General features: G+C 61.6%; 25 protein-coding genes and 1 other RNA gene. 10 read left to right on the forward strand and 16 right to left on the reverse strand.

Annotated elements, in window-relative coordinates; translation table 11 throughout:
- Window positions 1–5: 5 nt before the first annotated feature.
- Both ftsH and rlmE read right to left on the reverse strand, forming a co-directional pair.
- Window positions 6–1913 carry an ATP-dependent zinc metalloprotease FtsH gene (ftsH, locus tag HAQ05_RS20400; protein ID WP_190423930.1) on the reverse strand — a complete coding sequence of 636 codons (1908 nt, stop codon included), beginning with the start codon at window positions 1911–1913 and terminating at the stop codon, window positions 6–8.
- A 223-nt stretch (window positions 1914–2136) separates the two neighbouring features.
- Window positions 2137–2757 (reverse strand): 23S rRNA (uridine(2552)-2'-O)-methyltransferase RlmE, encoded by a 621-nt coding sequence (rlmE, locus tag HAQ05_RS20405; protein WP_190423932.1) that lies wholly within the window; start codon window positions 2755–2757, stop codon window positions 2137–2139.
- A gap of 106 nt (window positions 2758–2863) precedes the next feature.
- Between rlmE and yhbY the strand changes: the two genes are divergently transcribed.
- Window positions 2864–3172, forward strand: coding sequence for a ribosome assembly RNA-binding protein YhbY (gene yhbY, locus HAQ05_RS20410; RefSeq protein WP_190423934.1), 309 nt, complete (start codon window positions 2864–2866; stop codon window positions 3170–3172).
- Between the two features lie 7 nt (window positions 3173–3179).
- On the opposite strand, the gene HAQ05_RS20415 is transcribed toward yhbY, so the two are convergent.
- The 8 genes from HAQ05_RS20415 to grpE all read right to left on the reverse strand — a co-directional run bounded on the left by HAQ05_RS20415 (window position 3180) and on the right by grpE (window position 13637).
- Window positions 3180–3617, reverse strand: a complete 438-nt coding sequence (locus tag HAQ05_RS20415) for an MFS transporter (RefSeq protein ID WP_190423936.1) — start codon at window positions 3615–3617, stop codon at window positions 3180–3182.
- Window positions 3595–4068, reverse strand: a complete 474-nt coding sequence (greA, locus tag HAQ05_RS20420; RefSeq protein ID WP_190423938.1) for a transcription elongation factor GreA — start codon at window positions 4066–4068, stop codon at window positions 3595–3597. Before greA ends, HAQ05_RS20415 begins: the two co-directional genes overlap by 23 nt.
- Window positions 4065–7286, reverse strand: coding sequence for a carbamoyl-phosphate synthase large subunit (gene carB / locus HAQ05_RS20425; protein ID WP_190423940.1), 3222 nt, complete (start codon window positions 7284–7286; stop codon window positions 4065–4067). The genes greA and carB overlap by 4 nt, the downstream gene beginning before the upstream one ends.
- Window positions 7287–7409: 123 nt before the next feature.
- Window positions 7410–8546, reverse strand: a complete 1137-nt coding sequence (carA, locus tag HAQ05_RS20430; RefSeq protein ID WP_190423941.1) for a glutamine-hydrolyzing carbamoyl-phosphate synthase small subunit — start codon at window positions 8544–8546, stop codon at window positions 7410–7412.
- A 193-nt stretch (window positions 8547–8739) separates the two neighbouring features.
- Window positions 8740–9543: a 4-hydroxy-tetrahydrodipicolinate reductase gene (dapB, locus tag HAQ05_RS20435; RefSeq protein ID WP_190423943.1), complete on the reverse strand. Its 804-nt coding sequence runs from the start codon at window positions 9541–9543 to the stop codon at window positions 8740–8742.
- A 23-nt stretch (window positions 9544–9566) separates the two neighbouring features.
- The gene (dnaJ, locus tag HAQ05_RS20440; RefSeq protein ID WP_190423945.1) at window positions 9567–10697 is read right to left on the reverse strand and encodes a molecular chaperone DnaJ; all 1131 of its coding nucleotides are present in this window, start codon (window positions 10695–10697) and stop codon (window positions 9567–9569) included.
- Between the two features lie 346 nt (window positions 10698–11043).
- Entirely contained in the window at window positions 11044–12966 is a 1923-nt protein-coding gene (gene dnaK, locus HAQ05_RS20445) for a molecular chaperone DnaK (protein WP_190423947.1), read from the reverse strand.
- Between the two features lie 104 nt (window positions 12967–13070).
- Complete coding sequence (gene grpE / locus HAQ05_RS20450) at window positions 13071–13637, reverse strand: nucleotide exchange factor GrpE (RefSeq protein WP_190423949.1); 567 nt, start codon at window positions 13635–13637, stop codon at window positions 13071–13073.
- 231 nt (window positions 13638–13868) lie between these two features.
- On the opposite strand from grpE, the gene recN reads away from it, so the two are divergent.
- Window positions 13869–15545 carry a DNA repair protein RecN gene (gene recN, locus HAQ05_RS20455; RefSeq protein ID WP_190423952.1) on the forward strand — a complete coding sequence of 559 codons (1677 nt, stop codon included), beginning with the start codon at window positions 13869–13871 and terminating at the stop codon, window positions 15543–15545.
- Between the two features lie 69 nt (window positions 15546–15614).
- On the opposite strand, the gene fur is transcribed toward recN, so the two are convergent.
- Window positions 15615–16019: a ferric iron uptake transcriptional regulator gene (fur, locus tag HAQ05_RS20460; protein ID WP_190423954.1), complete on the reverse strand. Its 405-nt coding sequence runs from the start codon at window positions 16017–16019 to the stop codon at window positions 15615–15617.
- Window positions 16020–16117: 98 nt separating this feature from the next.
- Here fur and HAQ05_RS20465 point away from each other — a divergent pair, with 98 nt between their 5' ends.
- Window positions 16118–16627 (forward strand): outer membrane protein assembly factor BamE, encoded by a 510-nt coding sequence (locus tag HAQ05_RS20465; RefSeq protein WP_190423956.1) that lies wholly within the window; start codon window positions 16118–16120, stop codon window positions 16625–16627.
- Between the two features lie 64 nt (window positions 16628–16691).
- Here the strand turns inward: HAQ05_RS20465 and HAQ05_RS20470 are convergent, their stop codons facing one another.
- Complete coding sequence (locus tag HAQ05_RS20470; RefSeq protein ID WP_190423958.1) at window positions 16692–17003, reverse strand: RnfH family protein; 312 nt, start codon at window positions 17001–17003, stop codon at window positions 16692–16694.
- The gene (locus HAQ05_RS20475) at window positions 16996–17430 is read right to left on the reverse strand and encodes a type II toxin-antitoxin system RatA family toxin (protein ID WP_190423960.1); all 435 of its coding nucleotides are present in this window, start codon (window positions 17428–17430) and stop codon (window positions 16996–16998) included. Before HAQ05_RS20475 ends, HAQ05_RS20470 begins: the two co-directional genes overlap by 8 nt.
- Window positions 17431–17588: 158 nt before the next feature.
- On the opposite strand from HAQ05_RS20475, the gene smpB reads away from it, so the two are divergent.
- The 7 genes from smpB to ssrA all read left to right on the forward strand — a co-directional run bounded on the left by smpB (window position 17589) and on the right by ssrA (window position 25272).
- The gene (gene smpB / locus HAQ05_RS20480) at window positions 17589–18071 is read left to right on the forward strand and encodes an SsrA-binding protein SmpB (protein ID WP_190423962.1); all 483 of its coding nucleotides are present in this window, start codon (window positions 17589–17591) and stop codon (window positions 18069–18071) included.
- Between the two features lie 460 nt (window positions 18072–18531).
- A complete protein-coding gene (locus tag HAQ05_RS20485) occupies window positions 18532–19356 on the forward strand; it encodes a (Fe-S)-binding protein (protein WP_190423965.1) in 825 nt (274 codons plus the stop codon).
- Window positions 19353–20810, forward strand: a complete 1458-nt coding sequence (locus HAQ05_RS20490; protein ID WP_190423967.1) for a LutB/LldF family L-lactate oxidation iron-sulfur protein — start codon at window positions 19353–19355, stop codon at window positions 20808–20810. The genes HAQ05_RS20485 and HAQ05_RS20490 overlap by 4 nt, the downstream gene beginning before the upstream one ends.
- Window positions 20807–21475, forward strand: coding sequence for a LutC/YkgG family protein (locus HAQ05_RS20495; protein ID WP_190423969.1), 669 nt, complete (start codon window positions 20807–20809; stop codon window positions 21473–21475). The genes HAQ05_RS20490 and HAQ05_RS20495 overlap by 4 nt, the downstream gene beginning before the upstream one ends.
- Window positions 21472–24285 carry an FAD-binding and (Fe-S)-binding domain-containing protein gene (locus tag HAQ05_RS20500; protein WP_190423971.1) on the forward strand — a complete coding sequence of 938 codons (2814 nt, stop codon included), beginning with the start codon at window positions 21472–21474 and terminating at the stop codon, window positions 24283–24285. Before HAQ05_RS20495 ends, HAQ05_RS20500 begins: the two co-directional genes overlap by 4 nt.
- Window positions 24286–24490: 205 nt before the next feature.
- Window positions 24491–24778, forward strand: coding sequence for a hypothetical protein (locus tag HAQ05_RS20505; protein WP_190423973.1), 288 nt, complete (start codon window positions 24491–24493; stop codon window positions 24776–24778).
- Between the two features lie 94 nt (window positions 24779–24872).
- Window positions 24873–25272, forward strand: a transfer-messenger RNA (tmRNA) gene (ssrA, locus tag HAQ05_RS20510).
- Between the two features lie 304 nt (window positions 25273–25576).
- Here the strand turns inward: ssrA and HAQ05_RS28485 are convergent.
- From HAQ05_RS28485 to HAQ05_RS20525, 3 genes are all read right to left on the reverse strand, one after another.
- Window positions 25577–26086, reverse strand: a complete 510-nt coding sequence (locus tag HAQ05_RS28485) for a lysis protein (protein ID WP_202988101.1) — start codon at window positions 26084–26086, stop codon at window positions 25577–25579.
- Complete coding sequence (locus tag HAQ05_RS20520) at window positions 26083–26535, reverse strand: structural protein P5 (protein WP_190423975.1); 453 nt, start codon at window positions 26533–26535, stop codon at window positions 26083–26085. The genes HAQ05_RS28485 and HAQ05_RS20520 overlap by 4 nt, the downstream gene beginning before the upstream one ends.
- A 59-nt stretch (window positions 26536–26594) precedes the next feature.
- Window positions 26595–26847: DUF1353 domain-containing protein (locus HAQ05_RS20525; RefSeq protein WP_190423977.1), on the reverse strand; the 253-nt coding region annotated here is incomplete at its 5' end.

The following is a 26847-nucleotide window of genomic DNA, read 5'->3' on the forward strand; positions in this document are numbered from 1 at the left end:
AAGCCTTAGACTTGTGCCGCAGGGCCACCAATGGGCTTCTGCGGGCGCTCATCGCGCGGCTCGGGCGTACCGGTAGGCCCACCCGAGCCGCCCCAGTCGCGCGGTTCGCGGATAGTTCGGCCGGCCATGATATCGTCAATTTGGTCGGCATCGATGGTTTCGTACTTCATCAATGCGTCGGCCATGGCTTCCAGCTTGTCGCGGTTATCGGTCAGGATCTGCTTGGCCGTGGCATAGCAGTGGTCGATGATACTGCGCACCTCGCTGTCGATCAGCTTGGCGGTTTCACCGGAAACATTGGCGTTCTGTGAACCGCCCCCGCGGCCAAGGAACACCTCGCCTTCTTCCTCGGCATACATCAACGGGCCCAGCTTCTCCGAAAGGCCCCACTTGGTGACCATGTTCCTGGCCAACTGGCTAGCGCGCATGATGTCGTTGGACGCGCCAGTGGTGACGCCGTCGAAGCCCAAGGTCATTTCTTCAGCGATCCGCCCGCCGTAAAGCGAACAGATTTGGCTGATCAACGCGCGCTTGGACAAGCTGTAGCGATCCTCTTCGGGGAGGAACATCGTCACACCCAGCGCCCGGCCTCGCGGAATGATCGATACCTTGTAAACAGGGTCGTGCTCGGGCACCACCCGGCCGACGATAGCATGCCCTGCCTCGTGGTAGGCGGTGTTCCGCTTTTCTTTTTCCGACATGACCATGGTCTTGCGCTCGGCACCCATCATGATCTTGTCTTTGGCCAATTCGAATTCGCGCATTTCGACGACACGTTTACCGCCACGTGCGGCGAACAGCGAAGCTTCGTTGACCAAGTTGGCCAAGTCCGCACCGGAGAAGCCAGGAGTGCCACGGGCGATGACGCCAGGGTTGACATCGTCGCCAATCGGCACCTTGCGCATGTGCACCTTGAGGATCTGCTCGCGCCCTCGGATGTCGGGCAAGCCAACCACTACTTGGCGGTCGAAGCGGCCTGGGCGCAGCAGCGCGGGGTCGAGCACGTCAGGGCGGTTGGTGGCGGCGATCACAATGATGCCGTCGTTCATCTCGAAGCCGTCCATCTCCACCAGCAACTGGTTGAGGGTTTGCTCGCGCTCATCATGGCCACCGCCCATGCCGGCACCACGGTGGCGGCCCACCGCGTCGATTTCGTCGATGAAAATAATGCACGGGGCATGCTTTTTCGCCTGCTCGAACATATCGCGCACACGGCTGGCACCCACACCCACGAACATTTCGACGAAGTCAGAGCCGGAAATGGTGAAGAACGGCACTTTCGCCTCACCTGCAATCGCCTTGGCGAGCAAGGTTTTACCCGTACCAGGAGGGCCCACCATCAATACGCCGCGGGGGATGCGGCCGCCCAGGCGCTGGAACTTACCCGGGTCGCGTAAGAACTCGACCAGTTCGCCGACCTCTTCCTTGGCTTCGTCGCAGCCAGCGACGTCGGCCAGGGTGGTCTTGACCTGATCTTCGGACAGCAGCCGGGCCTTGCTCTTGCCGAAACTCATCGGCCCGCCCTTGCCTCCGGCGCCTCCCTGCATTTGCCTCATGAAGAACATGAACACCGCAATGATCACCAGGATCGGGAAGCTGGCCACCAGAAGCTGGGTCCAGATACTTTGCTGCTCGGGCTGTTTGCCCTCGATCACGACGTGGTTGTCGACCAAGTCGCCGATCAGGCCGTTATCCTGGATCGCCGGGCGGATGGTCTTGAAGTTATCGCCATCGTTGCGCTTGCCGGTAATGACGTAACCGTCGACGGCCACACGCTCGATTTTGCCGTCCTTGACCTGCTGAAGGAAATCGGAGTAATTGAGGGTTTGCGGCTCGTTAGGGCTGGAGAAGTTGTTCATCACCGTTACCAAAACGGCGGCGATGATCAACCACAGGATGAGATTCTTTGCCATATCGTTCAATTCACTACCCTCTGGACCGCGCTACCTCTACCCAGGGGCTACGCGCTCCGCATGATAATCATCGGCCTAACTTACTACACAACCATCACGAACAGCAGACGACGTCTGTAACGCTTTGTGAAACTTTGACTGCGTAATTATTCGCTTTGCTCAGCGGGCCGCACCATTTAAAAAAAGCTATCGACCGGGGCTACAGGGCCCAATCGCTTGGAAATCAACCTCTAAACCCCCGTGCCAGAAGGTATTGTTCACGCGAGCGATCACGCGAAGACGAGGGTTTGCGCATTTGTACCTTATCGAACATCTGCCGAACGGTCTTCAGGTAAGTATCGAAACCCTCACCCTGAAAGATCTTGATCAGAAAATCCCCGCCCGGCTTGAGCACCCGCCCGGCCAGGTCCAGCGCCAATTCGCAGAGGAACATGGCCTTGGGCATATCGACCGCACTCAGACCACTCATATTGGGGGCCATATCGGAAATCACAAGGTCTACCTGCAAATCGCCCACCGCCCCGAGGATCTGCGCAAGCACCGCGTCATCGGTAAAATCCCCTTTGATGAAGGCCACGTCTGGTATGGCGTCCATGTCGAGGATGTCCGAGGCGATCAGGCGGCCTTGGCCGCCGATCAGACGACTGGTCACCTGCGACCACCCGCCAGGGGCCGCGCCAAGGTCGATAACCGCCATCCCTGGGCGAATGAGTTTGTCCTTTTCTTGTATCTCTAGCAGCTTGTAACTGGCGCGCGAACGGTAGCCGTCCTTCTGCGCCTGTTTCACGAAGGGGTCGTTGAAATGTTCTCTGAGCCAGTTTTGGCTGGATTTGGAACGGGCCACAAGGCACCTCTCGGCAGGGCGGACGTCGCGATTGGCTGGGCTAAGCCCGTTGGCCTCGGGTAAAATGGCCGCCGTTTTCATACGATTTACTAAGGGTCACACAATTATGCCGCTCACTCCGGAGCAGAAGAAGCAATACAAGTCCATCGGCCACCACCTCAAACCGGTGCTGATCGTGGCCGAAAATGGCTTGACCGACGGTGTCATCGCGGAGCTCGACCGTGCGCTGGGCGACCATGAGCTGATCAAGGTCAAGTTCAACATCATCGAGCGGGGCGACCGCGTCGACACCATCGAAGCCCTGTGCAAGGCCGGCAAGGCAGAGCACGTACAGACCATCGGCAAGATGGCCCTGCTGTATCGCAAGAACCCCAAGCCCAACAAACAGCTGTCGAATATTCACCGCCACCAGTAAGGCGGGCTCAGGGAGCCGCCTGGCGCGCCGCACCGGGCGGCGGCTGCAATACCAACAGCACGCCACACGCCCCTAGCAGCATATAGCACCCAACCTGGATGCGCCCGCCCTGGGCCTGGGCCAGGGCGGCGCCCAAGTATATCAGACACGCCGCCAGGCCCAGCAGCAGGAGCTGCCCCCGTGTATCGCCGGACAGCGTGCGCCAGCCGTGCGCTGCCACCAGCAGCACCAGCTGTAACACGATGCCCGCACTTGCCACTTCGATAAGCACCTGGCCCGCCTGCTGCAGCACGTCGTCGACCAGTAGGGGCGCAAGCCCCATCAGGCGCAGCGCTGGCACCAGCAACAGCGGCAACACGTACAGCCCACCCACCCAGAACACTTGGGCTAGCTGCCAAAGGGTCGCGCCAACCCGTGAGCGGTCAAACGTGAACGACTTCGACAATCTCGTACTCGATCACGCCACTGGGCGTTTTCACGGTGACCACATCGCCTTCTTCTTTGCCGATCAGGGCGCGGGCGATGGGTGAGCCCACCGAGAGCTTGCCAGCTTTGATATCGGCCTCGTCTTCACCGACGATCTGGTACCGCACGCTTTCATCGGTTTCAACATTGGCAATTTCCACGGTCACCCCGAAAATCACCTTTCCGGTCTTGGGCACAGTGGCCACATCGATGATCACCGCATTCTGCAGGCGGCCTTCGATATCCCGAATCCGCGCCTCGGCCAGGCCTTGCTCTTCGCGAGCGGCATGGTATTCGGCGTTTTCCTTGAGGTCGCCCAGTTCGCGCGCTTCGCCGATTTTCGCGCTGATCTGCGGGCGCCGCTCCTTAAGCGCTTTGAGTTCTTCTTCCAGGGCGCGGGCGCCTTGGACGGTCATAGGGTATTTGTTCATGCATTCAATCCTGCGTGTAGGTCTTGCAAACGCCGTACGGTCTTCTCTGCGCCGAATTTGAGCGCCTCACAAATGGCTTCGCCGGCCGCGATCGTCGTGGTGCAATAGATCTTATGCTGCAATGCGTTGCGGCGAATCGAATAGGAATCGGCGATCGACTGCCGACCCTCGGTGGTGTTGATGATCAAGGTGACTTCGTCATTTTTGATCATATCGACGACGTGCGGGCGCCCTTCGGTCACCTTGTTGACGCGGCGCACTTTCAGCCCCGCGGCCTCGATCACCCGTGCGGTGCCGGCCGTGGCGACGATCTCGAAGCCCAGGCCGATCAGGTCGCCAGCGACCTTGGCCACCAGAGGCTTGTCGTCGTCGCGCACACTGATGAACGCCGTGCCGCCGGTGGGCAGTACTTCGCTGGCACCCATCTGCGCCTTGGCGAAGGCTTCGCCGAAGCTATCACCTACCCCCATCACCTCGCCGGTAGACTTCATTTCCGGGCCAAGGATCGGGTCTACTCCTGGGAACTTGGCAAACGGAAATACCGCTTCCTTGACGCTATGGAAATTCGGGATGATTTCCTGCGTGAACCCCACCTCTTTCAGGGTTTTGCCGGCCATTACCCGTGCGGCGATCATCGCCAGCGAGGTGCCGATGCACTTGGATACGAACGGCACAGTACGCGAGGCACGCGGGTTGACTTCGATCACGTAGATTTTATCGCCCTGCAGGGCCAACTGCACGTTCATCAAGCCGACCACGCCCAGCTCCAGGGCCATTTTCTTGACCTGCTCGCGCACTTCGTCTTGCACGTTGGCCGGCAGCGAGTAGGGCGGCAACGAGCAGGCGGAATCCCCGGAGTGAACGCCGGCCTGCTCGATGTGCTGCATGATCGCGCCGATGACCACGTCGGTGCCGTCGCACACCGCATCCACGTCCATTTCGATGGCGCAGTTGAGGAAGTGGTCGAGCAGCACGGGGCTGTCGTTTGACACCTGTACCGCATCGCGCAGGTAACGGCGGATTTCGTCTTCGTTGTAGACGATTTCCATGGCCCGGCCACCCAGTACATAGGAAGGCCGAACCACCAGCGGATAACCAATGCGCCCAGCCGCACGAATGGCTTCGTCTTCACTGCGCACGGTGGCGTTCGGCGGCTGCAGCAGGTTAAGGCGCTCGACCATCTGCTGGAAACGCTCGCGGTCTTCGGCGCGGTCGATGGCGTCCGGGCTGGTGCCGATCACCGGCACGCCGGCTTCTTCCAACGCGCGGGCAAGCTTGAGCGGGGTCTGGCCGCCGTAATGGACGATCACGCCCTTGGGCTTCTCGACGCGCACCACCTCCAGCACGTCTTCGAGGGTCAGCGGCTCGAAGTACAGGCGGTCGGAGGTGTCGTAGTCGGTGGAGACGGTTTCCGGGTTGCAGTTGACCATGATGGTTTCGTAGCCGTCCTCGCGAAGGGCGAGCGCCGCGTGCACGCAGCAATAGTCGAATTCGATGCCCTGGCCGATACGGTTGGGCCCACCGCCGAGGATCATGATCTTGTCACGGTCGGTCGGGTTGGCCTCGCACTCCTCTTCATAGGTGGAGTACAGGTACGCGGTATCCGTCGCGAATTCGGCAGCGCAGGTGTCTACGCGCTTGTATACCGGGAACACGTCAAGCTTGTGGCGGTGGCGGCGCAGGTTTTTATCGGTCACCCCCAGCAGCTTGGCCAGGCGCGGGTCCGAAAAACCCTTACGCTTGAGGCGGAACATGGTGTCTCGGTCGATGTCAGCTAGGCCCAGGGTCTTGACCGTTTCTTCTTCACGGATCAGGTCTTCGATCTGCACCAAAAACCAATGGTCGATCTTGGTCAGCGCAAAGATTTCGTCACGACTCATGCCGGCGCGCATGGCATCGGCCACGTACCAGATGCGGTCGGCCCCGGGCACGGTGAGCTCGCGTTTGAGCACGCCGCGCGCTTCAGGGTCGGCCAGGTCGACTTTCGGGTCCAACCCCCAAACGCCCACTTCAAGCCCGCGCAGTGCCTTTTGCAAGGATTCCTGGAAGGTACGGCCAATTGCCATAACCTCCCCCACTGACTTCATTTGGGTGGTCAGGCGGGCATCGGCATTCGGGAATTTCTCGAAGGCGAACCGTGGCAACTTGGTGACTACATAGTCTATCGAAGGCTCGAACGACGCCGGTGTGCGACCACCGGTGATATCATTGTGCAGCTCATCGAGGGTGTAACCCACCGCCAGCTTGGCCGCGACCTTGGCAATTGGAAAGCCGGTGGCTTTCGAGGCCAGCGCCGAAGAACGGGAGACTCGCGGGTTCATCTCGATCACGACCATGCGGCCGGTATCCGGGCAGATGCCGAACTGTACGTTGGAGCCACCGGTTTCCACGCCGATTTCACGCAACACCGCCAATGAGGCGTTGCGCATGATCTGGTATTCCTTGTCAGTCAGCGTTTGGGCCGGGGCCACGGTGATCGAGTCGCCGGTGTGCACGCCCATCGGGTCGAAGTTCTCGATAGAGCACACGATGATGCAGTTGTCCTTCTTGTCGCGGACCACCTCCATCTCGTATTCCTTCCAGCCGATCAGCGATTCGTCGATCAGCAGTTCCTTGGTGGGCGACAAGTCCAGGCCGCGGGCGCAAATCTCTTCGAACTCTTCGCGGTTGTAGGCGATACCGCCGCCGGTGCCGCCCATGGTGAACGAAGGCCGGATAATGCAGGGAAAACCCAGGCGCTCGAGCACGGCGAAGGATTCTTCCATGCTGTGGGCGATACCCGAACGCGGGCACTCCAAGCCGATAGCCTTCATGGCCGCGTCGAAGCGGGAACGGTCTTCGGCCTTGTCGATGGTGTCGGCGTTGGCACCGATCATTTCGACGCCGAATTTTTCCAGCACCCCTTCGCGCTCCAGGTCCAGCGCGCAGTTGAGCGCCGTCTGGCCGCCCATGGTCGGCAGCAGGGCGTCGGGGCGTTCCTTCTCGATGATCTTGGCGACCGTGGCCCACTTGATCGGCTCGATATAGGTGGCGTCGGCCATCGCCGGGTCGGTCATGATGGTCGCTGGGTTGGAGTTGACCAAGATGACCCGGTAGCCCTCCTCACGCAGGGCTTTGCAGGCCTGGGCGCCGGAGTAGTCGAATTCGCAGGCTTGGCCGATCACGATGGGGCCGGCGCCGAGAATCAGGATACTTTTGATGTCTGTACGTTTTGGCATGGTTGTCACTCACATCCGCGGGTCAGTCGGCTGGCCTGAACGGCGAGCCGCCTTGAACAATCTTTGGCAATGCTCCGATGCACGTTCGCAGGCCGGAGCACCTTGCAATTTCAAGGCGATCGCTTAGCGCCTTTTGGCCATCGCTTCGATGAAGCGGTCGAACAGCGGGGCGACGTCGGTCGGGCCCGGGCTCGCTTCAGGGTGGCCCTGGAAGCTGAATGCACTTTTGTCGGTGCGCTCGATGCCCTGCAGGGTGCCGTCGAACAGCGACTTGTGGGTGGCACGCAGGTTGGCCGGAAGCGTCGCCTCGTCTACGGCAAAGCCGTGGTTCTGGCTGGTGATCATCACGGCCCCGGTGTCCAGGTCTTGAACCGGGTGGTTGGCACCGTGGTGGCCGGTTTCCATTTTCACCGTGCGCGCACCGGAAGCCAGTGCCAACAGTTGGTGACCCAGGCAAATACCGAACACCGGCACGTCGGTTTCCAGTACGGCCTGGATAGCTTTGATCGCGTAATCGCACGGCTCAGGGTCGCCGGGCCCATTGGAAAGGAACACGCCGTCGGGGTTCATCGCCAGCACTTCGCTGGCCGGCGTTTGCGCCGGCACCACCGTCAGCCGGCAACCGCGGGCGACCAGCATGCGCAGGATATTCAACTTTACACCGTAGTCCCAGGCCACGACATGGTAAGGCAGCTCGCTGTCGGGGCGGTCGGGGTGGCAGTCGCCCTTGAGTTTCCACACGCTGGAGCGCCACGCGTAAGTGGTTGCGGTACTGACTTCCTTGGCCAAGTCCATGCCCTTCAGGCCGGGAAAAGCACGGGCAGCAGCAATTGCCGCCTCCTCGGTCACCCCATCACCCGCCACAATCGCCCCGTTCTGCGCGCCCTTCTCACGCAGGATGCGGGTGAGCCGGCGGGTATCGATGCCCGCGATCGCCACCACATTGTTGGCTTTGAGGTAATCCGACAGCGATTGGGTGTTGCGCCAGTTGCTGGCCAGCAGCGGCAGGTCGCGGATCACCAGGCCGGCGGACCACACTTTGGACGATTCTGCATCGAGCGCCGTGGTGCCGGTGTTTCCGATGTGCGGGTAGGTCAGCGTAACGATTTGCTGAGCATAGGACGGGTCGGTGATGATCTCCTGATAACCGGTCATAGCGGTGTTGAACACCACCTCTCCGACGGTTTGCCCATCAGCTCCGATCGCTTCACCGCGAAAGAGGCTGCCGTCGGCAAGGGCGAGTATGGCTGGCTTAGTCAAGAAGACCTCCGAAATTAAAGCCTGAAGGGGCGATCGCAGGTTGTAAAAAAGCGGAATGACGTATTCACGTCACCCCGCTTTATTTACCGAATTCGTCTGCGCGCTTTTAGTGGACACACTAAAGCTGTAGCTTACAGAAAAATTGTTTTTGGGTCCACCGCCAATACACCCAGGCAGCTTACGGCAAGGGCCCTCAGTGTAGCCCCAGTACGTCCTGCATGTCGTATAGGCCCGGCGCCCGACCATCCAGCCACATGGCCGCACGGACCGCGCCCTTGGCGAAGGTCATGCGGCTGGAGGCCTTGTGGGTGATCTCCACGCGCTCGCCTTCACCGGCGAACAGCACGGTGTGGTCACCCACCACATCCCCCGCCCGAACGGTCGCAAAACCGATCGTTTGTCGCTCGCGGGCACCGGTTTGGCCTTCACGGCCATAAACAGCCACTTCACGCAGGTCGCGCCCCAGCGCGTTGGCCACCACCTCGCCCATGCGCAGGGCCGTGCCCGAGGGTGCGTCTACCTTATGCCGGTGGTGCGCCTCGATGATCTCGATGTCGACGTCTTCGGCCAGCACACGCGCCGCGGTATCGAGCAGTTTCAGACAAAGGTTGACCCCCACGCTGAAGTTCGCGGCAAAAACGATGGGAATGTCTTTGCCCGCGTCGGCCAAGCGGTTTTTTTCCTCTTCGGTGAAACCGGTGGTGCCGATCACCATCGCCTTGCCAGCCTTGCGGCAGAAAGCCAGGTTCTTCAAGGTGACCGATGGGTGGGTAAAATCGATCAGTACATCGAACTCTTGCGCCACACGCGCCAGGTCGCCCGACAACGGCACGCCAATGCGGCCAAGTGCAGCCAGTTCGCCAGCGTCGGCGCCCACCAGCGTGCTGTCGGGGCGGTCGACGGCAGCGGTAAGGCCAGCGCCAGGCTCCTTCTGCACCGCCTCAAGGAGGGTTTTACCCATACGCCCGGCCGCGCCGGTCACTGCTATACGTCGCATGTCTGCGTCCTTTTTAGCCTGGTTCACAGGTCGCCGAAAAAGCGCTTAACGCCCTCGAACCAGCCACTGGCCTTCGGCGAATGGGAGCTGTTGCCCTCGAGCGATGCGCGGAACTCCTCGAGCAACTCGCGTTGGCGGCGATCAAGGTTGACCGGTGTTTCGACCGCCACGCGGCACATCAGGTCACCGGGGCCACCGCCACGCACCGGCGCTACACCCTTGCCACGCAAGCGGAACTGTTTGCCGGTTTGGGTGCCTTCGGGAATCTTCAGCTTGACCCGCCCATCAAGCGTAGGCACTTCCAGTTCGCCGCCCAGCGCCGCGTCAGTGAAGCTGATCGGCACTTCGCAGAACAAATGCTTGCCGTCGCGCTGGAAAATCGAGTGCTCGCGAACACTGATGACCACATAAAGGTCGCCGGCCGGGCCGCCGTGCATGCCCGCCTCGCCCTCGCTGGCCAGGCGGATGCGGTCACCGGTATCAACGCCGGCCGGTACCTTGACCGACAGGTTCTTGAACTCTTCTACCCGCCCCTCGCCGTGGCAGCTCTCGCACGGGTCGGAGATGATCCGGCCCTGGCCATGGCAACGCGGGCAGGTTTGCTGCACCGAGAAGAACCCCTGCTGCATGCGCACTTGGCCGACACCACCACAGGTGGGGCACGTGACCGGCGCCGAGCCTTTCTTGGCGCCGGTGCCGTCGCATGGCTTGCAGTTGACCAGGGTGGGCACGCGGATGCTTACCGTGGTGCCGCGCACCGCTTCTTCGAGGTCGAGCTCCAGGGTATAGCGCAGGTCTGCGCCGCGCTGAACCCCGCCGCGCGAACCCCCGCGGCCACCCCCGAAAAAGTCACTGAATACATCACCGAAGATGTCAGAGAAGTTAGCCCCGCCAAAGCCTGCACCGCCCGCGCCACCGCCCATGCTCGGGTCTACACCGGCATGGCCGTACTGGTCGTAGGCGGCCCGCTTGCTGTCGTCCGACAGCACTTCATAGGCCTCGTTGGCCTCTTTGAATTTGTCTTCGGCCTCCTTGTCGCCCGGGTTGCGGTCCGGGTGGAATTTCATCGCCAAGCGGCGATAAGCCTTTTTCAGGTCAGCCTCACTGGCGCCGCGCTCGACCCCCAGCACCTCGTAATAATCACGCTTTGCCATAAGTTCTTTTTCACACTCTCGATGACGTTTGGCAGCGAGCCGCCTGGCATGCCCTGAACGGCGCGCCATAAGTTAGAAAGCGGGAACTCGCACGGCGCCCCAGCGTTGGTTGCACAATGTTGACGGCGCATGCTGGTAGCAAATTCACGCGTCAAGGCTTGTGCGAACACCTAGGGCACCACACTCGGCAGCCCACCTCGGGCCGCCTGCCGCAAAAGCTCACGAACATTCGCAAGCAATAGAAAAAAGGGGGATGCCAGACACACCAACGCGGGGGCAAGGCCCCCGCGCGGCGACATCTTACCAGCCACCACGCGAACGCAGGGAACCGGCGATCAACCAAGCATTACTTGTTGTCTTTCACTTCTTCGAACTCAGCATCGACAACGTCGTCATGCTTTTTAGCTTCTTCGCCGTCGGCGGCTTGCGCGCCCGCTTCCGGCTTGTCGCCTTGCTCGGCGTACATTTTTTGCGCAACCGGCGCAGTGACTTTCGACAGCTCTTCGATTTTGGCCTCGATAGCAGCCTTGTCATCGCCCTTGATTGCAGTTTCCAGCGCCGACAGCGCGCTTTCAACGGAGGCCTTTTCCTCGGCAGTGACCTTGTCGCCCGCTTCGGAAACCATCTTACGGGTCGAATGCACCAGCGCATCGCCTTGGTTACGGGCGGCGGCCAGTTCCTCGAACTTGCGATCTTCCTCAGCGTTAGCCTCGGCGTCACGCACCATGCGCTCGATTTCCTCGTCCGACAGGCCGGAGTTGGCCTTGATCACGATCGATTGCTGCTTGCCCGTGGCCTTATCTTTGGCGCCCACGTGCAGGATACCGTTGGCGTCGATATCGAACGTGACTTCGATTTGCGGAACGCCACGCGGCGCTGGCGGGATCTCGGCCAAATCGAACTTGCCCAGCGACTTGTTTTGCGCAGCCTGCTTACGCTCACCCTGGAGCACGTGAATGGTCACGGCGCCCTGGTTGTCGTCGGCGGTGGAAAACACTTGCGACTTCTTGGTCGGGATGGTCGTGTTTTTTTCGATCAGCGGCGTCATCACCCCGCCCATGGTTTCGATACCCAGAGTCAGCGGGCTGACGTCGAGCAGCAGCACGTCTTTCACGTCGCCGGCCAATACCGCGCCTTGGATACCAGCACCGATGGCCACAGCTTCGTCGGGGTTGACGTCCTTACGCGATTCCTTGCCGAAGAACTCGCTCACGGTTTTTTGCACCAGTGGCATACGGGTCTGGCCGCCCACCAGGATCACCTCGTCGATTTTCGAGGCGTCGATACCGGCATCTTTAAGGGCTACACGGCAAGGCTCGATGGTGCGCTGCACCAGGTCATCGACCAACGACTCGAGCTTGGCACGGGAGATTTTCACGTTCAGGTGCTTGGGCCCGCTGGCATCGGCGGTCACATACGGCAGGTTAACATCGGTCTGCTGGGCCGAAGACAGCTCGATTTTGGCCTTCTCAGCGGCCTCTTTCAGGCGCTGCATGGCCAGCGGGTCGCCCTTGAGGTTGATGCCGCTTTCCTTCTTGAACTCATCGACGAGGTAGTCGATCAAGCGCATATCGAAGTCTTCACCACCGAGGAAGGTGTCACCATTGGTGGCCAGCACTTCGAACTGGTGCTCGCCGTCGACTTCGGCAATCTCGATCACCGACACGTCGAAGGTACCGCCGCCCAAGTCATACACAATAATGGTGTGGTCGCCCTTGGATTTGTCCAGGCCATAGGCGAGCGCCGCAGCGGTAGGCTCGTTGATGATGCGCTTGACGTCCAGGCCGGCGATACGGCCGGCGTCCTTGGTGGCTTGGCGCTGGCTGTCGTTGAAGTAGGCAGGGACCGTGATGACCGCTTCGGTGACAGGCTCACCAAGGTAATCTTCGGCGGTTTTTTTCATTTTCTTGAGCACTTCCGCAGAAATTTGCGGCGGCGCCATTTGCTTGCCTTTTACTTCAACCCAGGCATCACCGTTGCTGGCCTTGACGATTTTGTAAGGCACCAGCTCGATGTCTTTCTGTACCACGCTCTCGTCGAAGCGGCGGCCGATCAGGCGCTTGACGGCGTACAGGGTGTTTTCTGGGTTGGTGACGGCTTGGCGCTTGGCCGACTGGCCGACCAAGATTTCACCGTCGTTGGTGTAGGCGATGATGGACGGGGTGGTGCGAGTGCCTTCGGCATTCTCGATCACCTTGGGTTTGCCGTTTTCCATCACAGAGACGCACGAGTTGGTCGTCCCTAGGTCGATACCGATAATTTTGCCCATGTTGAAACTCTCCCGAAACTTCGAATTGGGTTGCCGCAGTAGTGGTGGCTGGCTGCGGTAGCACTTGAACGCTTGACGACTAGATGGGGGCAGCCGGGGTTATTTCAAGCCTTTTCATCAATCGAAGGCGAAACCGGTGCCGGCGGCTTGCTGACCACGACCATGGCCGGGCGCAGCAGCCGGCCATTGAGCAGATAACCCTTTTGAAACACCTTGAGCACCGTATTCGGTTCGACCTCGGCGCTCTCCTGCATAGCCATAGCCTGGTGCTGCTCGGCATTGAACGGTTCGCCGTGGGGGTCGACCGCTTCGAGGTTGTAACGCTTGAGGGTATCGGCGAACAGCTTGAGGGTCATTTGCATGCCTTCGCGCATCGGGCGTAGGGCTTCATCCTCTTCACTGGATAATTCGAGCCCGCGCTCAAGGCTGTCGACCACCGGCAGCAAATCGTTGGAAAACTTTTCAAGGGCGAACTTGTGCGCCTTTTCCACATCCTGTTCGGCCCGGCGGCGGACGTTCTGCAGGTCGGCAACGGCGCGCAGCGATTGATCCTTGGCCTGGGCCAGTTGTTCTTCCAAGGCCGCTACGCGCGCGCCGAGGTCTTCACCCGCGGCGTCCTGGGCCGAGTTCGCCGCTGGGTTTTGATCGTCCAGAGTCTGTTCATCAGCCATGGAATTCTCCTTTGCTATTGGGGCGTCGAGCAACGGGCTCGCACTTCTGCCGGCCTATATGGGGCCGGCGCTCATAGCTTCAAGGGGAGTTCGCCGAGAACCGATTGATAAATTACTTTTAGCGATAACTGGCGCGGCCTTGAGCGAGATTGAGCCTAACGCACGGCATTGCCAGGCCACCGCAAACAACTGTATAAATAAACACTATTCCACATTGCCCCGGAGCCGAGCATGCTGGTGCACCTGTCCGTTCACAACTACGCCATCGTCGAACATCTCGACCTGGAGCTTGAGCATGGCATGAGCGTGATCACCGGCGAAACCGGCGCCGGCAAATCGATCATGCTCGATGCGCTGGGCCTGGCGCTGGGCGACCGTGCCGAACCTGGGGTGGTTCGCCCAGGGGCAGACAAGGCCGATATCCTCGCCACCTTCGACATCAGCCAAATCGGCGAGGCCCGTGACTGGCTCGACGAACGCGACCTGGCCCACGAAGGGCAATGCATCATGCGCAGGGTGGTCACCGCCGAAGGGCGCTCACGGGCCTATATCAACAGCACACCCTGCCCGCTGGGCGACCTCAAGGCCCTGGGCGAACTGCTGATCGACATCCATAGCCAACACGAACACCAGTCGCTGCTAAAACCAGACACCCACCGCCGGCTGCTCGATGAATACGCTGGCGCCACCGACCTGGCGCGGCAGGTGCAGTTGGCCGCACAGCGCTGGCGGCAGGCACGCCAGGAGCTGGAACGGCTAAGCAGCGCCGGTGACGAACTGCGCGCTCGCCAACAGTTGCTCAGCTACCAGCTCGAAGAGCTCGACAACCTGGCGTTGGGCGAGCACGAACTGCAAGCCCTGGAAGAAGAACACCAAAACCTGGCCAATGCCGAAACGCTGTTCGCGACCGGCCGGCAAGTGCTCGACCAATGCAGCGACAGCGATGCGGGCAATATCCTCAGCGCCTTGCACAACTGCCTGAACCGCCTGGGCAGCGTGAATAACCCGCCCAAAGCACTGCAGGAAGCCGCCAACCTGCTCCGCAGTGCACATATCCAGGTCGAAGAGGCAGTGGGTGAACTCAATCGCTTCATCGACCACTTCGATGCAGACCCGGCACGCCTGCAAACCATCGAGGAGCGCCTCGACACCGTTTACACCCTGGCCCGCAAGCACCGGGTACAACCCCATGAATTGGCCGCGCTGCACCAGCGGCTGTTCGAAGAAGTCGAAGGGCTCAATGCCAGCGATGAGAACCTGGGGCAACTGGCCGAGGAAATTGCGGCCTACGCCCGCCACTACCAGGAGAAAGCCACGGAGCTGAGCGCCCTGCGCCACCAGGCCGCCGGCCACTTGGCCGAAGCCGTGGCCACCGAGATACACCGCCTGGGCATGCCCGGCGGCCGCTTCGAAATCGCCTTGCGCCCTTTCCCGGCGGGCGAGCTTCACCCCCACGGGCTGGAACAGGTAGAACTGCTGGTCAGCGCCAACCCCGGCCAACCGCTCAAGTCCATCGCCAAGGTGGCGTCCGGCGGGGAATTGTCACGTATCAGCCTGGCCATCCAGGTGATCACGGCGCAAACCTCTCGCACACCCACCCTGGTGTTCGATGAAGTCGACGTGGGCATCGGCGGCCCTACGGCGGAAATCGTCGGCCAACTGCTACGCCGCCTGGGCGAGCGCGGCCAAGTGCTGATCGTGACCCACCTGCCGCAGGTCGCATCCCAGGGCCACCATCACCTATTCGTGCATAAAGCGCGCAGCGACGACGCCACCCACACGGCCGTGAAGGCATTGAGCAAGGCAGAGCGAGTGGAGGAAATCGCGCGCATGCTGGGCGGTATCGACCTTACCCGTGAATCCCTGGCCCACGCGAAAAAAATGGTCACCCAAGGCACCGCGCGCTAGGGGATAACAAACCGGCTGGCGTAAAAAAGGCGCCTCTTCAGGCGCCGTTTCGTACCGGTGTAGCGCGGCTTACTTCCTGCGCCGCACGTACAACACCAGGTTGTGGTCCACAAGGTCGTAACCATGGGAGTCAGCGATCCGGTGCTGGAGTTTTTCTATGTCGTGGTCGACGAATTCGACCACCTCGCCGGTGTCCACATCCACCATATGATCATGGTGGCCGGTGTCGGCCAGTTCGAACACGGCATGGCCGCCATCGAAGTTATGGCGCACCACCAAACCCGCGCCCTCAAATTGGGTCAGTACCCGATATACCGTGGCCAGGCCTACATCCTCACCCGCCTCCATCAAGGACTTGTAGACGTCTTCGGCACTCATGTGCCGCTGATCGGCAGAGTCCAGCATCTGCAGGATCTTGACCCGGGGCAGGGTCACCTTCAAGCCTGCTTTTCGTAGTTCGTTGTTTTCAACCATGTGAGGTTTCTCGCCGATTGCTGCTTTCGCAGCTTCATTCAATGCGGGTATGATCTGGGTTTCGTTGACCCAGCCAAGATAGTGGAAGTCGCCCACCGATGCAAAACACCAAGCACCTGCTCACCAGCCTCACCATCGTGGGCCTGCTCGCACTCGCCGGTTGTTCTTTCCCCGGGGTTTACAAAATCGACATCCAGCAGGGCAATGTCGTAACACAAGACATGATAGACCAGTTGAAGCCCGGAATGACCCGCCGCCAGGTGCGGTTTATCATGGGCAACCCGCTCATCATCGACACCTTCCACCCCAACCGGTGGGATTACCTCTACAGCATGATGCCCGGCGGCGCCGCGCGCCAGCAAGAGCGGGTGAGCCTGTATTTCACCGAGAACGACCAATTGGCCAGCCTCTCCGGCGATTTCATGCCCGGCGTCAGCCGCGACCAGGCGATCATGGGCAACGACAACAACGCCACGCCCGAGCAGCCGCAAAAGCAGGAAGCACCGCCCCAGCCCGGCTCGCTGCTCGAAGACATCCAAAAAAGCGTGGACGAAGCCAAGCCAACCCCAGTGCCGACTCCGCAACCGCTGGATACCAACCCGCAGTAAGCGGAGCACGTGCTACAAAAAGCCCAGCCGAAACGCTGGGCTTTTTGCTATCTGATGCAGCGTACTAGGGTTTCGCCCGCCCGGCCTTGGCCCTGGCGGCACGCTGGCGGCGCACTTCCATGGGGTCGGCCAGCAACGGCCGATACACCTCGACCCGATCCCCGGCTTGTAGCACGTATTCATCCGGCGCCTTGATCAGCTTGCCGAAAACCCCGACTGGGCAATGGGCAATGTCCAGCCCGGCGAAGCGCTCGGCCAACCCGGCCAACACCAGTGCTTCGCTGGCCGTGGTGCCCTGCGGCACCTGCAGGGCTATCAGCACCTGGGCATCCACGGCCGCATGCACCACCTCCACGGCGATGTGCGGCTCAGCCATTGAGCTGTTTGGCGCGCTGGCAGAAGGCATCCACCAGCGTATTGGCCGCTTGGTTGAACAGCGGCCCGAGGGTCGCCCGCACCAATGGCCCGTCGTAATCGAAGGCGAGGTCCAGGCTGATTTTGCAGGCTTTTTCGCCCAGCGCCTTGAACACCCACACGCCTTGCAACTGAGTGAACGGCCCCCGCTCCAGGTTCATTTCGATGCGCTGGCCCGGCTCGAGGGTATTGCGGGTGACCAACGTTTGGCTCAGCCCGCCCTTGGCGACCTCCAGGCTTGCGCGCATGTGGGTATCGCTGGTTTCGATGACCTTGGTGCTCGCGCACCACGGCAGGAACTCTGGGTAACGCGCCACGTCGTTGACCAGGTCGTACAGCGCCTGAGCGGGATATGGCAACAGGGCCGAGCGTTGTATATGGGTCGTCATGTATGCGTCACGTCCGTGGCCGGGCGAGCATCACGCGTGCGGCAAGCGCACCTGCCCGGCCGTTCAGGTTAAAAATAGTAAAAGGTATTGTCCGGGATTCGTTCGCTGCACTCAAGGCCATAGCCGGCCGCCCCGCTTGCCCTTATAATGCGCGCCCTATGGCTAAGCAAAAGAAACACCCTACCGGCACTATCGCGCTCAACAAAAAAGCGCGCCATGATTATTTCATCGAGCACCGCTTCGAGGCTGGCCTCGCTTTGGCGGGCTGGGAAGTCAAAAGCCTGCGCGCCGGCAAGGCCCAGTTGGTCGACAGCTACGTGTTGCTCAAGGATAACGAAGCATGGCTGTTCGGTGCGCACATCACGCCGCTGACCACCGCCAGCACCCATGTGATCGCCGACCCGATTCGCACCCGCAAGCTGTTGCTCAACCGCAAGGAGCTTGACCGGCTATTCGGCGACGTACAGCAAAAAGGCTACACCTGTATAGCCACGGCGCTGTATTGGAGCAAGCACCTGATCAAATGCGAGATCGCGCTGGCCAAGGGCAAGAAGGCCTTCGACAAGCGTGACACCGAGCGTGAACGCGATTCCGCGCGGGAAATCCAGCGCGCGGTGCGCAATAAAGGCAAAGAAGAGTAGCGGCGTGGCACGCAGAGGCCGCCGCCCTGCCGCCCGCGACGTAAAACAGCCCGCCCCGTGAAGCGGGTTGCCTCCCGGGTGGTAGCAGCTACCTTTCAACAGGCCACGCCGCCGCGCAGGGCCGCCCGCCTGAACACCGCCCGTACCTACACCCCCTTTACACCGCAATAAGCCCCTTGCCCGTCCAACGTGTGGCAAAACCCGTCGCCTGGGTGGTGCGTGGGGGGTACCCGCCATGCCGCTCGTTCCGACCTTCTCGCCATGGCTCGCCAGTGTTCCACCCTTCCCACGCCTAAATCAGGCCCCCCGCAGGGCCGAAGCGCACCGCGACCACCGTGCCGAGGGCAACCACCTTCGCCTAGGTCCAGTACCGGGCAGCATATTGGTGCATTGGTGCCACACTGAAGTAAACGGTGCCGAGCACCACACCAAAAACCGGCCTGAACCGGAGAATTGCCTGATGACCGAGCTTTACTACGATGCCGCGCCCAATGCCACCCGCGTGGTGCCACCGCTGCATGGCCCACGCCAATACCCGACGAACAAACCTGCACAGGTGTACCTGTTCGGCACCTGCGTGGTCGACCTGTTCTTCCCCGAGGCGGGCATGGACGCCATCCACCTGCTCGAGCGCGAAGGCATCGCCGTGAACTACCCGCAGGGGCAAAGCTGCTGCGGCCAGCCGGCCTACACCAGCGGCTACACCGAACAGGCCCGCCAGGTGGCCAAGGCGCAACTGGCGCTGTTCGAGCAAGACTGGCCCGTGGTGGTGCCGTCCGGCTCCTGTGCCGGCATGTTCCGCGAACATTACCCGGCACTGTTCGAGGCTGACCCCGCCCTGCTGCGCCAAGCCCAGGCCCTGGCCGCACGCACCTACGAGTTGGCCGAATTCCTGCTGCACGTGTGCAAAGTCGAACTCAGCGACACTGGCGCCCCGGTGAAGGTCGCGTTGCACACCTCCTGTTCGGCCCGGCGTGAGATGAACACCCACCTGCACGGCCGCGCCCTGCTCGCCCAGTTGGGCAATGTAGAACGGGTAGACCACAGCCACGAAAGCGAATGCTGCGGTTTCGGCGGCACCTTCAGCGTGCGCTTGCCAGACATCGCCGGGGCGATGGTGCAAGACAAAACCCGCCAGTTGATCGAAACCGGCGCGCATCAGGTGATCAGCGCCGACTGCGGCTGCCTGCTGAACATCAACGGCGCGCTGGAAAAACAACAAGCGGCCTTGCGCGGCCAGCACCTGGCAAGCTTTCTATGGCAACGCACCGGAGGTGCACGATGAATACCCAAGCCCGTATTCCCGCCGTCGAGCTGCCCAGCGACTTCCGCAGCCGCGCCCACCAGGCCCTGGGCGACGCGCAACTGCGCGGCAACTTCCGCAAGGCTATGGATTCCCTGATGGCCAAGCGTGCCAGTGCTTTTGCCGATGCCGATGAGCGCGAACAGTTGCGCGCCCTGGGCAATGCCATCCGTGCCAGGGCCCTGTCGAAGCTGCCGCAACTGCTCGAGCAACTCGAAACCAACCTCACCCGCCAGGGCGTGCAGGTGCACTGGGCCGAAACCGTCGAACAAGCCAATGCCATCGTGCTCAACATCGCCCAAGCCCACCAGGCCAAGCGCGTGGTCAAGGGCAAGTCGATGGTCAGCGAAGAAATGGAAATGAACGACTTTCTCGCCGCCCGCGGCCTGGAATGCTTGGAAGCGGACATGGGCGAGTTCATCGTCCAGCTCGACCATGAGAAGCCTTCGCACATCATCGTGCCGGCGATCCACAAGAACGCCCGCCAAGTGGCCGCGCTGTTCCAGCAACGGTTGGCGGTGGAGTACACCGAAGACGTCGACCAGTTGATCCAGATCGGCCGCCGGGTGCTGCGGCAAAAATTCTTCGAGGCCGACATCGGCGTCTCGGGGGTGAACTTTGCCGTGGCCGAAACCGGCACCTTGCTGTTGGTCGAAAACGAAGGCAACGGCCGCATGGTCACCAGCGTGCCGAAGGTGCACATCGCCGTGACCGGCATCGAAAAGGTGGTGGAAAACCTGCGCGATGTGGTGCCGTTGCTGTCGCTGCTCACCCGCTCGGCGTTGGGCATCCCGATCACCACCTACGTGAACATGATCAGCAGCCCGCGCAAACCCCATGAACAAGACGGCCCGGAAGAAGTGCACCTGGTGCTGCTGGACAACGGCCGCAGCCAAGCCTTCGCCGATGGCGAACTGCGCCAAACCCTCAATTGCATCCGCTGTGGCGCCTGCATGAACCATTGCCCGGTGTACACCCGGGTGGGCGGGCACACCTATGGCGAGGTGTATCCTGGGCCCATCGGCAAGATCATCACCCCGCATTTGGTGGGCCTTGCCAAAGTGCCCGACCACCCCAGCGCGTCGTCGCTGTGCGGCGCCTGCGGTGAAGTGTGCCCGGTGAAGATCCCCATCCCGGCGCTGCTGCGCAGGCTGCGCGAAGAAAACGTAAAAGCGCCGGATACGCCCCACCCGGTGATGCGTGGCCAGGGCAGCAAATATTCGCGCAAAGAGCGCCTGCTCTGGAACGCTTGGGCCCGGCTGAACAGCAGCCCGGCGCTGTACCGCGCCTTTCTCCGGCTGGCCACCCGCCTGCGCGGGCTAACCCCAGGCAACGTTGGCCCCTGGTCGCAAAACCACAGTGCGCCCAAACCCGCGCCCCGTTCGCTGCATGAACGCGCCCGCGAGCATTTCGCCACCCGGGGGAACAGGCCATGAGCGCCCGCGACAACATCTTGGCCAAGTTGCGCCATAGCCTACAGGGCACCACGCCGCTGGCTGACCACTACGACGAAGCCCTGGTAACCGAGCCCTGGACCTATGCCACCAGCGAACGACTGGCCCGGCTCAAAACGCTAATGGAAGCGGTGCACACCGAAGTGCACGTGACCCAAGCGGCCACCTGGCCGGCGTTGCTTACCGAACTGCTGGCCCAGCGCAGCATCAGCAGCCTGCTGGTCGCGCCGGGCAGCGAACATGGCCAACAGTTGGCCGCTTACCTGGGCGAAGGGCCGAGCCTGCAACTGAAGGCTTATGACCGCCCTGTAGAGCAATGGAAGCAAGAACTGTTCGACAACACGCCCGCCAGCCTCACCAGCACCCTCGGCGCCATCGCCGCCACCGGCAGCCTGGTGCTGTGGCCCACCCGTGAAGAGCCACGGCTGATGAGCCTGGTGCCGCCGCTGCACGTAGCGCTGCTCAAGGCCAGCCAGGTGTACGACAATTTCTATAGCGTGCAACGCCAACAGGGCTGGGCCAGCGGCATGCCGACCAATGCGTTGTTGATCTCCGGCCCCTCCAAAACCGCCGACATCGAACAGGTATTGGCCTATGGCGCCCACGGCCCAAAAGATTTGATAGTGCTGATCGTGGAGGACCAATGAGCCTGCCCGCAGGGTTTATCGCCGAGGTGCAGCGGTTGATCCCCGCTGAACGCCGCTTCGATGACCCTACCTCGAGGCTCGCCTTCGGCACCGACGCCAGCTTCTACCGGCTGGTCCCCAAACTGGTGATCCGGGTGGAAAGCGAAGCCGAGGTGATCGCCCTGCTGCGCCTGGCCCAGCGCGAGCGGGTGCCGGTGACCTTCCGCGCCGCCGGCACCAGCCTGAGCGGCCAAGCCATCAGCGGTTCGGTGCTGCTGGTGCTGGGCGATGGCTGGAACGGCCATGAGGTCCGCCAGCGGGGCGAGCAGATCCGCCTGCAGCCGGGGGTGATTGGCGCCCAGGCAAACCTGTGGCTGGCCCCCTATGGGCGCAAGATCGGCCCGGACCCGGCCTCGATCAATGCCTGCAAAATCGGCGGCATCGTCGCCAACAACGCCAGCGGCATGTGCTGCGGCACCGCACAAAACAGCTACCACACCCTGGCCGGCCTTCGCCTGGTACTGGCCGACGGCACCCTGCTCGACACCGAGGTGCCGGCCAGCGTGGAAGCGTTCGAGCGCAGCCATGGCGAACTGCTGGCGCAGTTGGCCGAAGTCGGCCGCGCCACCCGCGCCGATTCGGCGCTGGCCGAGAAAATCCGCCACAAATATCGGCTGAAGAACACCACCGGCCTGTCGCTCAACGCGCTGGTAGACTTTGAACAACCGTTGGATATCCTCAGCCACCTGCTGGTGGGCTCGGAAGGCACTTTGGGCTTCATCAGCGCCGTGACCTACCGCACCGTGCCCGACCCTGCACACAAGGCCACCGCGCTGATCGTGTTCCCGGACGTGGCCACCTGCTGCAACGCCGTGACCGTGCTCACGCAACAACCGGTAGCCGCCGTGGAACTGCTCGACCGCCGCAGCCTGCGTTCGGTACAGAACAAACCGGGCATGCCGGCCTTCGTGCAAACCCTGCCCGCCAGCGCTTGCGCCCTGTTGATCGAAGTATGCGGCACCAGCGGCGAAGCGCTGCGCGCGGCCATCGACCAAGTGGCCGGTTGCCTTGCTCGGTTCCCCATAGAGCAGCAGGTTCCCTTTAGCCAGGACCCCACGGAAAACGCCCGCCTCTGGGCCATCCGCAAGGGCACCTTCCCCGCCGTGGGCGCGGTTCGCGCAACTGGCACCACGGTGATCATCGAAGACGTGACCTTCCCAGTGGAACGCCTGGCCGAGGCTGTGAACCGCTTGATCGCGCTGTTTGAAAAACACCATTACGATGAAGCCATCCTCTTCGGCCACGCGCTGGAGGGCAACCTGCACTTCGTGTTCACCCAAGGCTTCAACAGCCAAGCGCAAATCGACCGCTACCAAGCGTTCATGATCGACGTAGCGCAACTGGTGGCTGTGGAATTCGGCGGTTCGCTCAAGGCCGAACACGGCACCGGGCGCAACATGGCGCCTTTCGTGGAACTGGAGTGGGGTAAACAAGCATACCAACTGATGTGGCAGCTCAAGCGCCTGCTCGACCCTGCCGGCATCCTCAACCCAGACGCGGTGCTCAGCACGGACCCGCACATCCACCTCAAGCATTTGAAGCCGATGCCGGCTGCTGATGAACTGGTGGATAAATGCATCGAGTGTGGCTTCTGCGAACCGGCGTGCCCGTCGAACGGGCTCACCCTAAGCCCACGCCAACGCATTGTGATGTGGCGCGACATCCAGGCGAAAAAGCGCGCTGGCGACGACACTACCGCGCTTGAAAAACACTTTGCCTACCAAGGCGTAGACACCTGCGCGGCCACCGGGCTATGCGCACAACGCTGCCCGGTGGGCATCGACACCGGTGCGCTGGTGAAAAAACTACGCGGCCAACACGCCGCCCACCCCCACGCGGCCCGCTGGCTGGCCGAGCATTTCGCAGCCACCCTGCGCAGCGCCCGCTTCACCCTGCGCAGCGCCGACAGCGCCCGCCGCCTGCTTGGGGCGCCACGCTTGGCGCGGTGGTCCGCACAGCTTAGCCACGCCAGTGGCGACCGCCTACCACGCTGGAACAGCGCCATGCCGCAGGCCGTGGCGCCGCTTCACTTAGGCGCCCACGCGCAGGGCAACCAACCGCGGGTGGTGTACCTGGCCGCTTGCGTGTCGCGGGTAATGGGCCCCGCCGCCGGTGACCGCGAACAAAGCACGCTGCTGGAAAAAACACGCGGTTTGCTGGAAAAGGCCGGTTACCAGGTGGTGTTCCCAGACACCCCAGACGCGCTTTGCTGCGGCCAACCCTTTGCCTCCAAGGGCTATGCCGTACAGGCCGAGCGCAAGCGCCAGCAGTTGCTCGATGCCCTGCTCAAGGCCAGCCGGGGTGGGCTCGACCCGATCTACTGCGACACCAGCCCCTGCGCCTTGCGCTTGGTGCAAGGCTTGGCCGACACCCGGCTAGACCTCTACGACCCGGTACGTTTCATCCGCACCCACCTGCTCGATAAGCTGCAGTTTACCCCCCAGGCTGCGCCTGTAGCGGTGCATGTGACATGCAGCACCCAGCATCTGGGCGAAAGCCAGGTGATGATCGACCTGGCGCGGCGCTGTAGCCAACAGGTGATAATCCCCGAGGGCATCCACTGTTGTGGCTTTGCGGGCGATAAAGGCTTTACCACGCCGCAATTGAATGCCCATGCCTTGCGCTCACTCAAAGGTGCGGTGCAGCACTGCAGCGAAGGGGTCTCTACCAGCCGCACGTGCGAAATCGGCTTGTCGCACCATGCGGGCATCGACTACCACGGCTTGGTGTACCTGGTCGACCGAGTCACCCAACCCAAACCTGTGCACTGAACATGCTGCCAATTCGCCCCGTTTTGGGGCGATGTGCTTCGAACTGCAAGCTACTTCGCAAATTATTGGCGTACGTGAAGAAAAAACGAACCCTGCGGAAACGGCAAAGTCCATCGAACAAGCCCCTGGCAACACGGGTGAACCCTGTACCTCGGCACCGGCCACCAAGCCCAATGCTGAGCCCACTGTTCAAGGAGAATTGCCTATGAAGCGCACCGTGATGACCGGAATGTTACTCACCGCTGCCCTGTTCGCCACGGCCCCTGTGTTTGCGGCCGAGGACCTTTGCGACGCTAACTTGAAAAAAATCGACAGCGACCTCACCACCGCGAAGGCCTCTAACCCCGACATAGAGTCCAGCTTTGCCGACAGTATCAAAGAGGCGAAGGACGCCCAGGCCGCGCACGACCAGAAAAAATGCATCGCCGCCAGCGACAAGGTGCTGTCTGACCTTGAAAAAATGACCACCAAGGGCGGCGCCGCGGGCAATTGACCACCGCGCGATGGCAAGCCGGCCCTCAGGCGAGGGTCGACTTGGCCCGCGGTTCCCCGTATACTGCGCAGCAACCGTCGATCGTAGACGGATCGGGGCCGATTAGGATTCGACGCCGGTAATGAAACTTTAGGTGCATGCCGAGTTGGTAACAGAACTCGTAAATCCACTGTTGCAACTTCTTATAGTTGCCAATGACGAAACCTTCAACGCCAAGGAAGATTTTGCTGCTCTCGCAGCTTAATTGACCCACGCGTTCTGGTCACTTCGGTGCCAGCAGTCGCTAGGGGATGCCTGTAAACCTGAACCGACTGTCATACAGAACAGGATCGCCGCGTAGTACGTCGTGGACGAAACGGCTAAAACTTACACGACTCGCCCAAAGCACCCTGCCCCTCGGGCGGCCGCGGGTTAACTCAGTAGAACGGGCTAAGCATGTAGTACCGACAGCGGAGTACTGGCGGACGGGGGTTCAAATCCCCCCGGCTCCACCAAATAAGCGTTACAAATCAGGCACTTAGCGATTACCGCAAGTGCTTTTTTTGTGCCTAAATGGGCTGTTTTGGCTCGGAAATGCCAGCTTTATGACAGCCTGGGGTGTGCCATGGAAGGAACAGACTGGCTGGAACGATGGACTCTCGACGAACGAGGCGTGACTTGCCGAAGCTGCGGCGCAAGCCAGCTATTGACCGACGCGCGGCGCCCTTTCGAGCACCGGGAGGGATGTGTGCAATCCAAGCCCGCGGCGGTATTTCCGTGGCGAGATCTGACGGCGGTATTGCGGGGAATACAGCGAACCTAATGACAACTCGTTCGGACGTAATCCTGTAGCGCTCTCAAGGCTGCTTGGTCGGCGATGATGCCGGCTCGGATATCGAGAAGGTCTTGTCCAGCAGTTGCAGAGAGTTCGACGGTTCCTGCATCGTCCACGCTGGTGGAGCTGGTGGTTTTGGGCACATTGCCGCCGCTGGAATTACAGTTGCCTGCGACGCGCAGCCGCTTCCCAGCAGCAAGATCACGGCGCCGGCGCTCGTTGTCAGCCAATGCATCGGCCTTCTCCTTGGTTCGTTTGGTATCGAGGTCGGCCAGCGCCTGTTCGGCCTGCTGCTGCTTCTCCAGCGCGGTGCGGGATTGTGCGGCGGCAGCGTTGGCGATGGTAGTGAGGTCGGACTGGTGCGCGGCATCCTGGGCGGCGAGCTTCGCCTTGTAGGCATTGGCCTGCCAGAACCACGCCGCGGCGAAGCCCAGGGCGATGGCCAGCAGCAGCGCGCCGCCATAGCCCAGCCACTTCAACTGGGTTTCGGTCATGCCAAGGCCCTGCCCACGCCTTCATCAACCACGCTGGCCAAGTACGGGTTGCTTCCGTTCTCATGGGCGATGATCGCTTCTACCAGCCTCCGAAGTGTGGCGGGCAGGCGCACATCGATGGGATCGTTAGGCTTCACACCAAGGTAATTGGCGACGCTGGCGATATAGGCCTCGGTATCATTTTCGCCGCCCGGGGCCCATCTGCTAATGATTTCGCGCACAGTGTCGATGCCGGGCGCACCCACCCCAGGCATGCCATCCTTGCCGCGATAGGCCAGCAGCAACTTGGCCAGGGCACGTATGCCGTTCTCGGGGGTATCGAATCTGGCGAACCTTGGATACGGCACGCCGACCTCGATCCCAAGCTGGCCTTGCCAATTGTTGCGCGGGTTGAAGTCGATGTTACCGGGGTTGTTGTTGCGCACGCCGCGTTTGGGGCTGCTAGTCATAGTTTTCTCCGGGCAAAAAAAATCCCGCGCTTGGCGGGTTCGTTTTCCCTGTCTAGGGATCAGGCTGTGCCGTAGTGGCTTGCGCCGCCCAGGCGCACACCGGCGTAGAAAATCCATGCCCGCCATCGGGCGGTGCCGTCGCCGGTTGTGAGGGCGCGGTAAAAGATGGCGTCGCACTCGGCCCAGGTGAATGCGCCTTGGCCATAAAGCTGGTCGTGCAGAATCGCCGGGCGCATGCCGTAGCCGGCGCAGATGCCATACAGCGCCAGAGCGCCCACGGCGATGATCCAGAGCAGCGGCGCCAGCCAGGAG

The organism is Pseudomonas typographi (assembly GCF_014694385.1).
Lineage (GTDB): Bacteria > Pseudomonadota > Gammaproteobacteria > Pseudomonadales > Pseudomonadaceae > Aquipseudomonas > Aquipseudomonas typographi.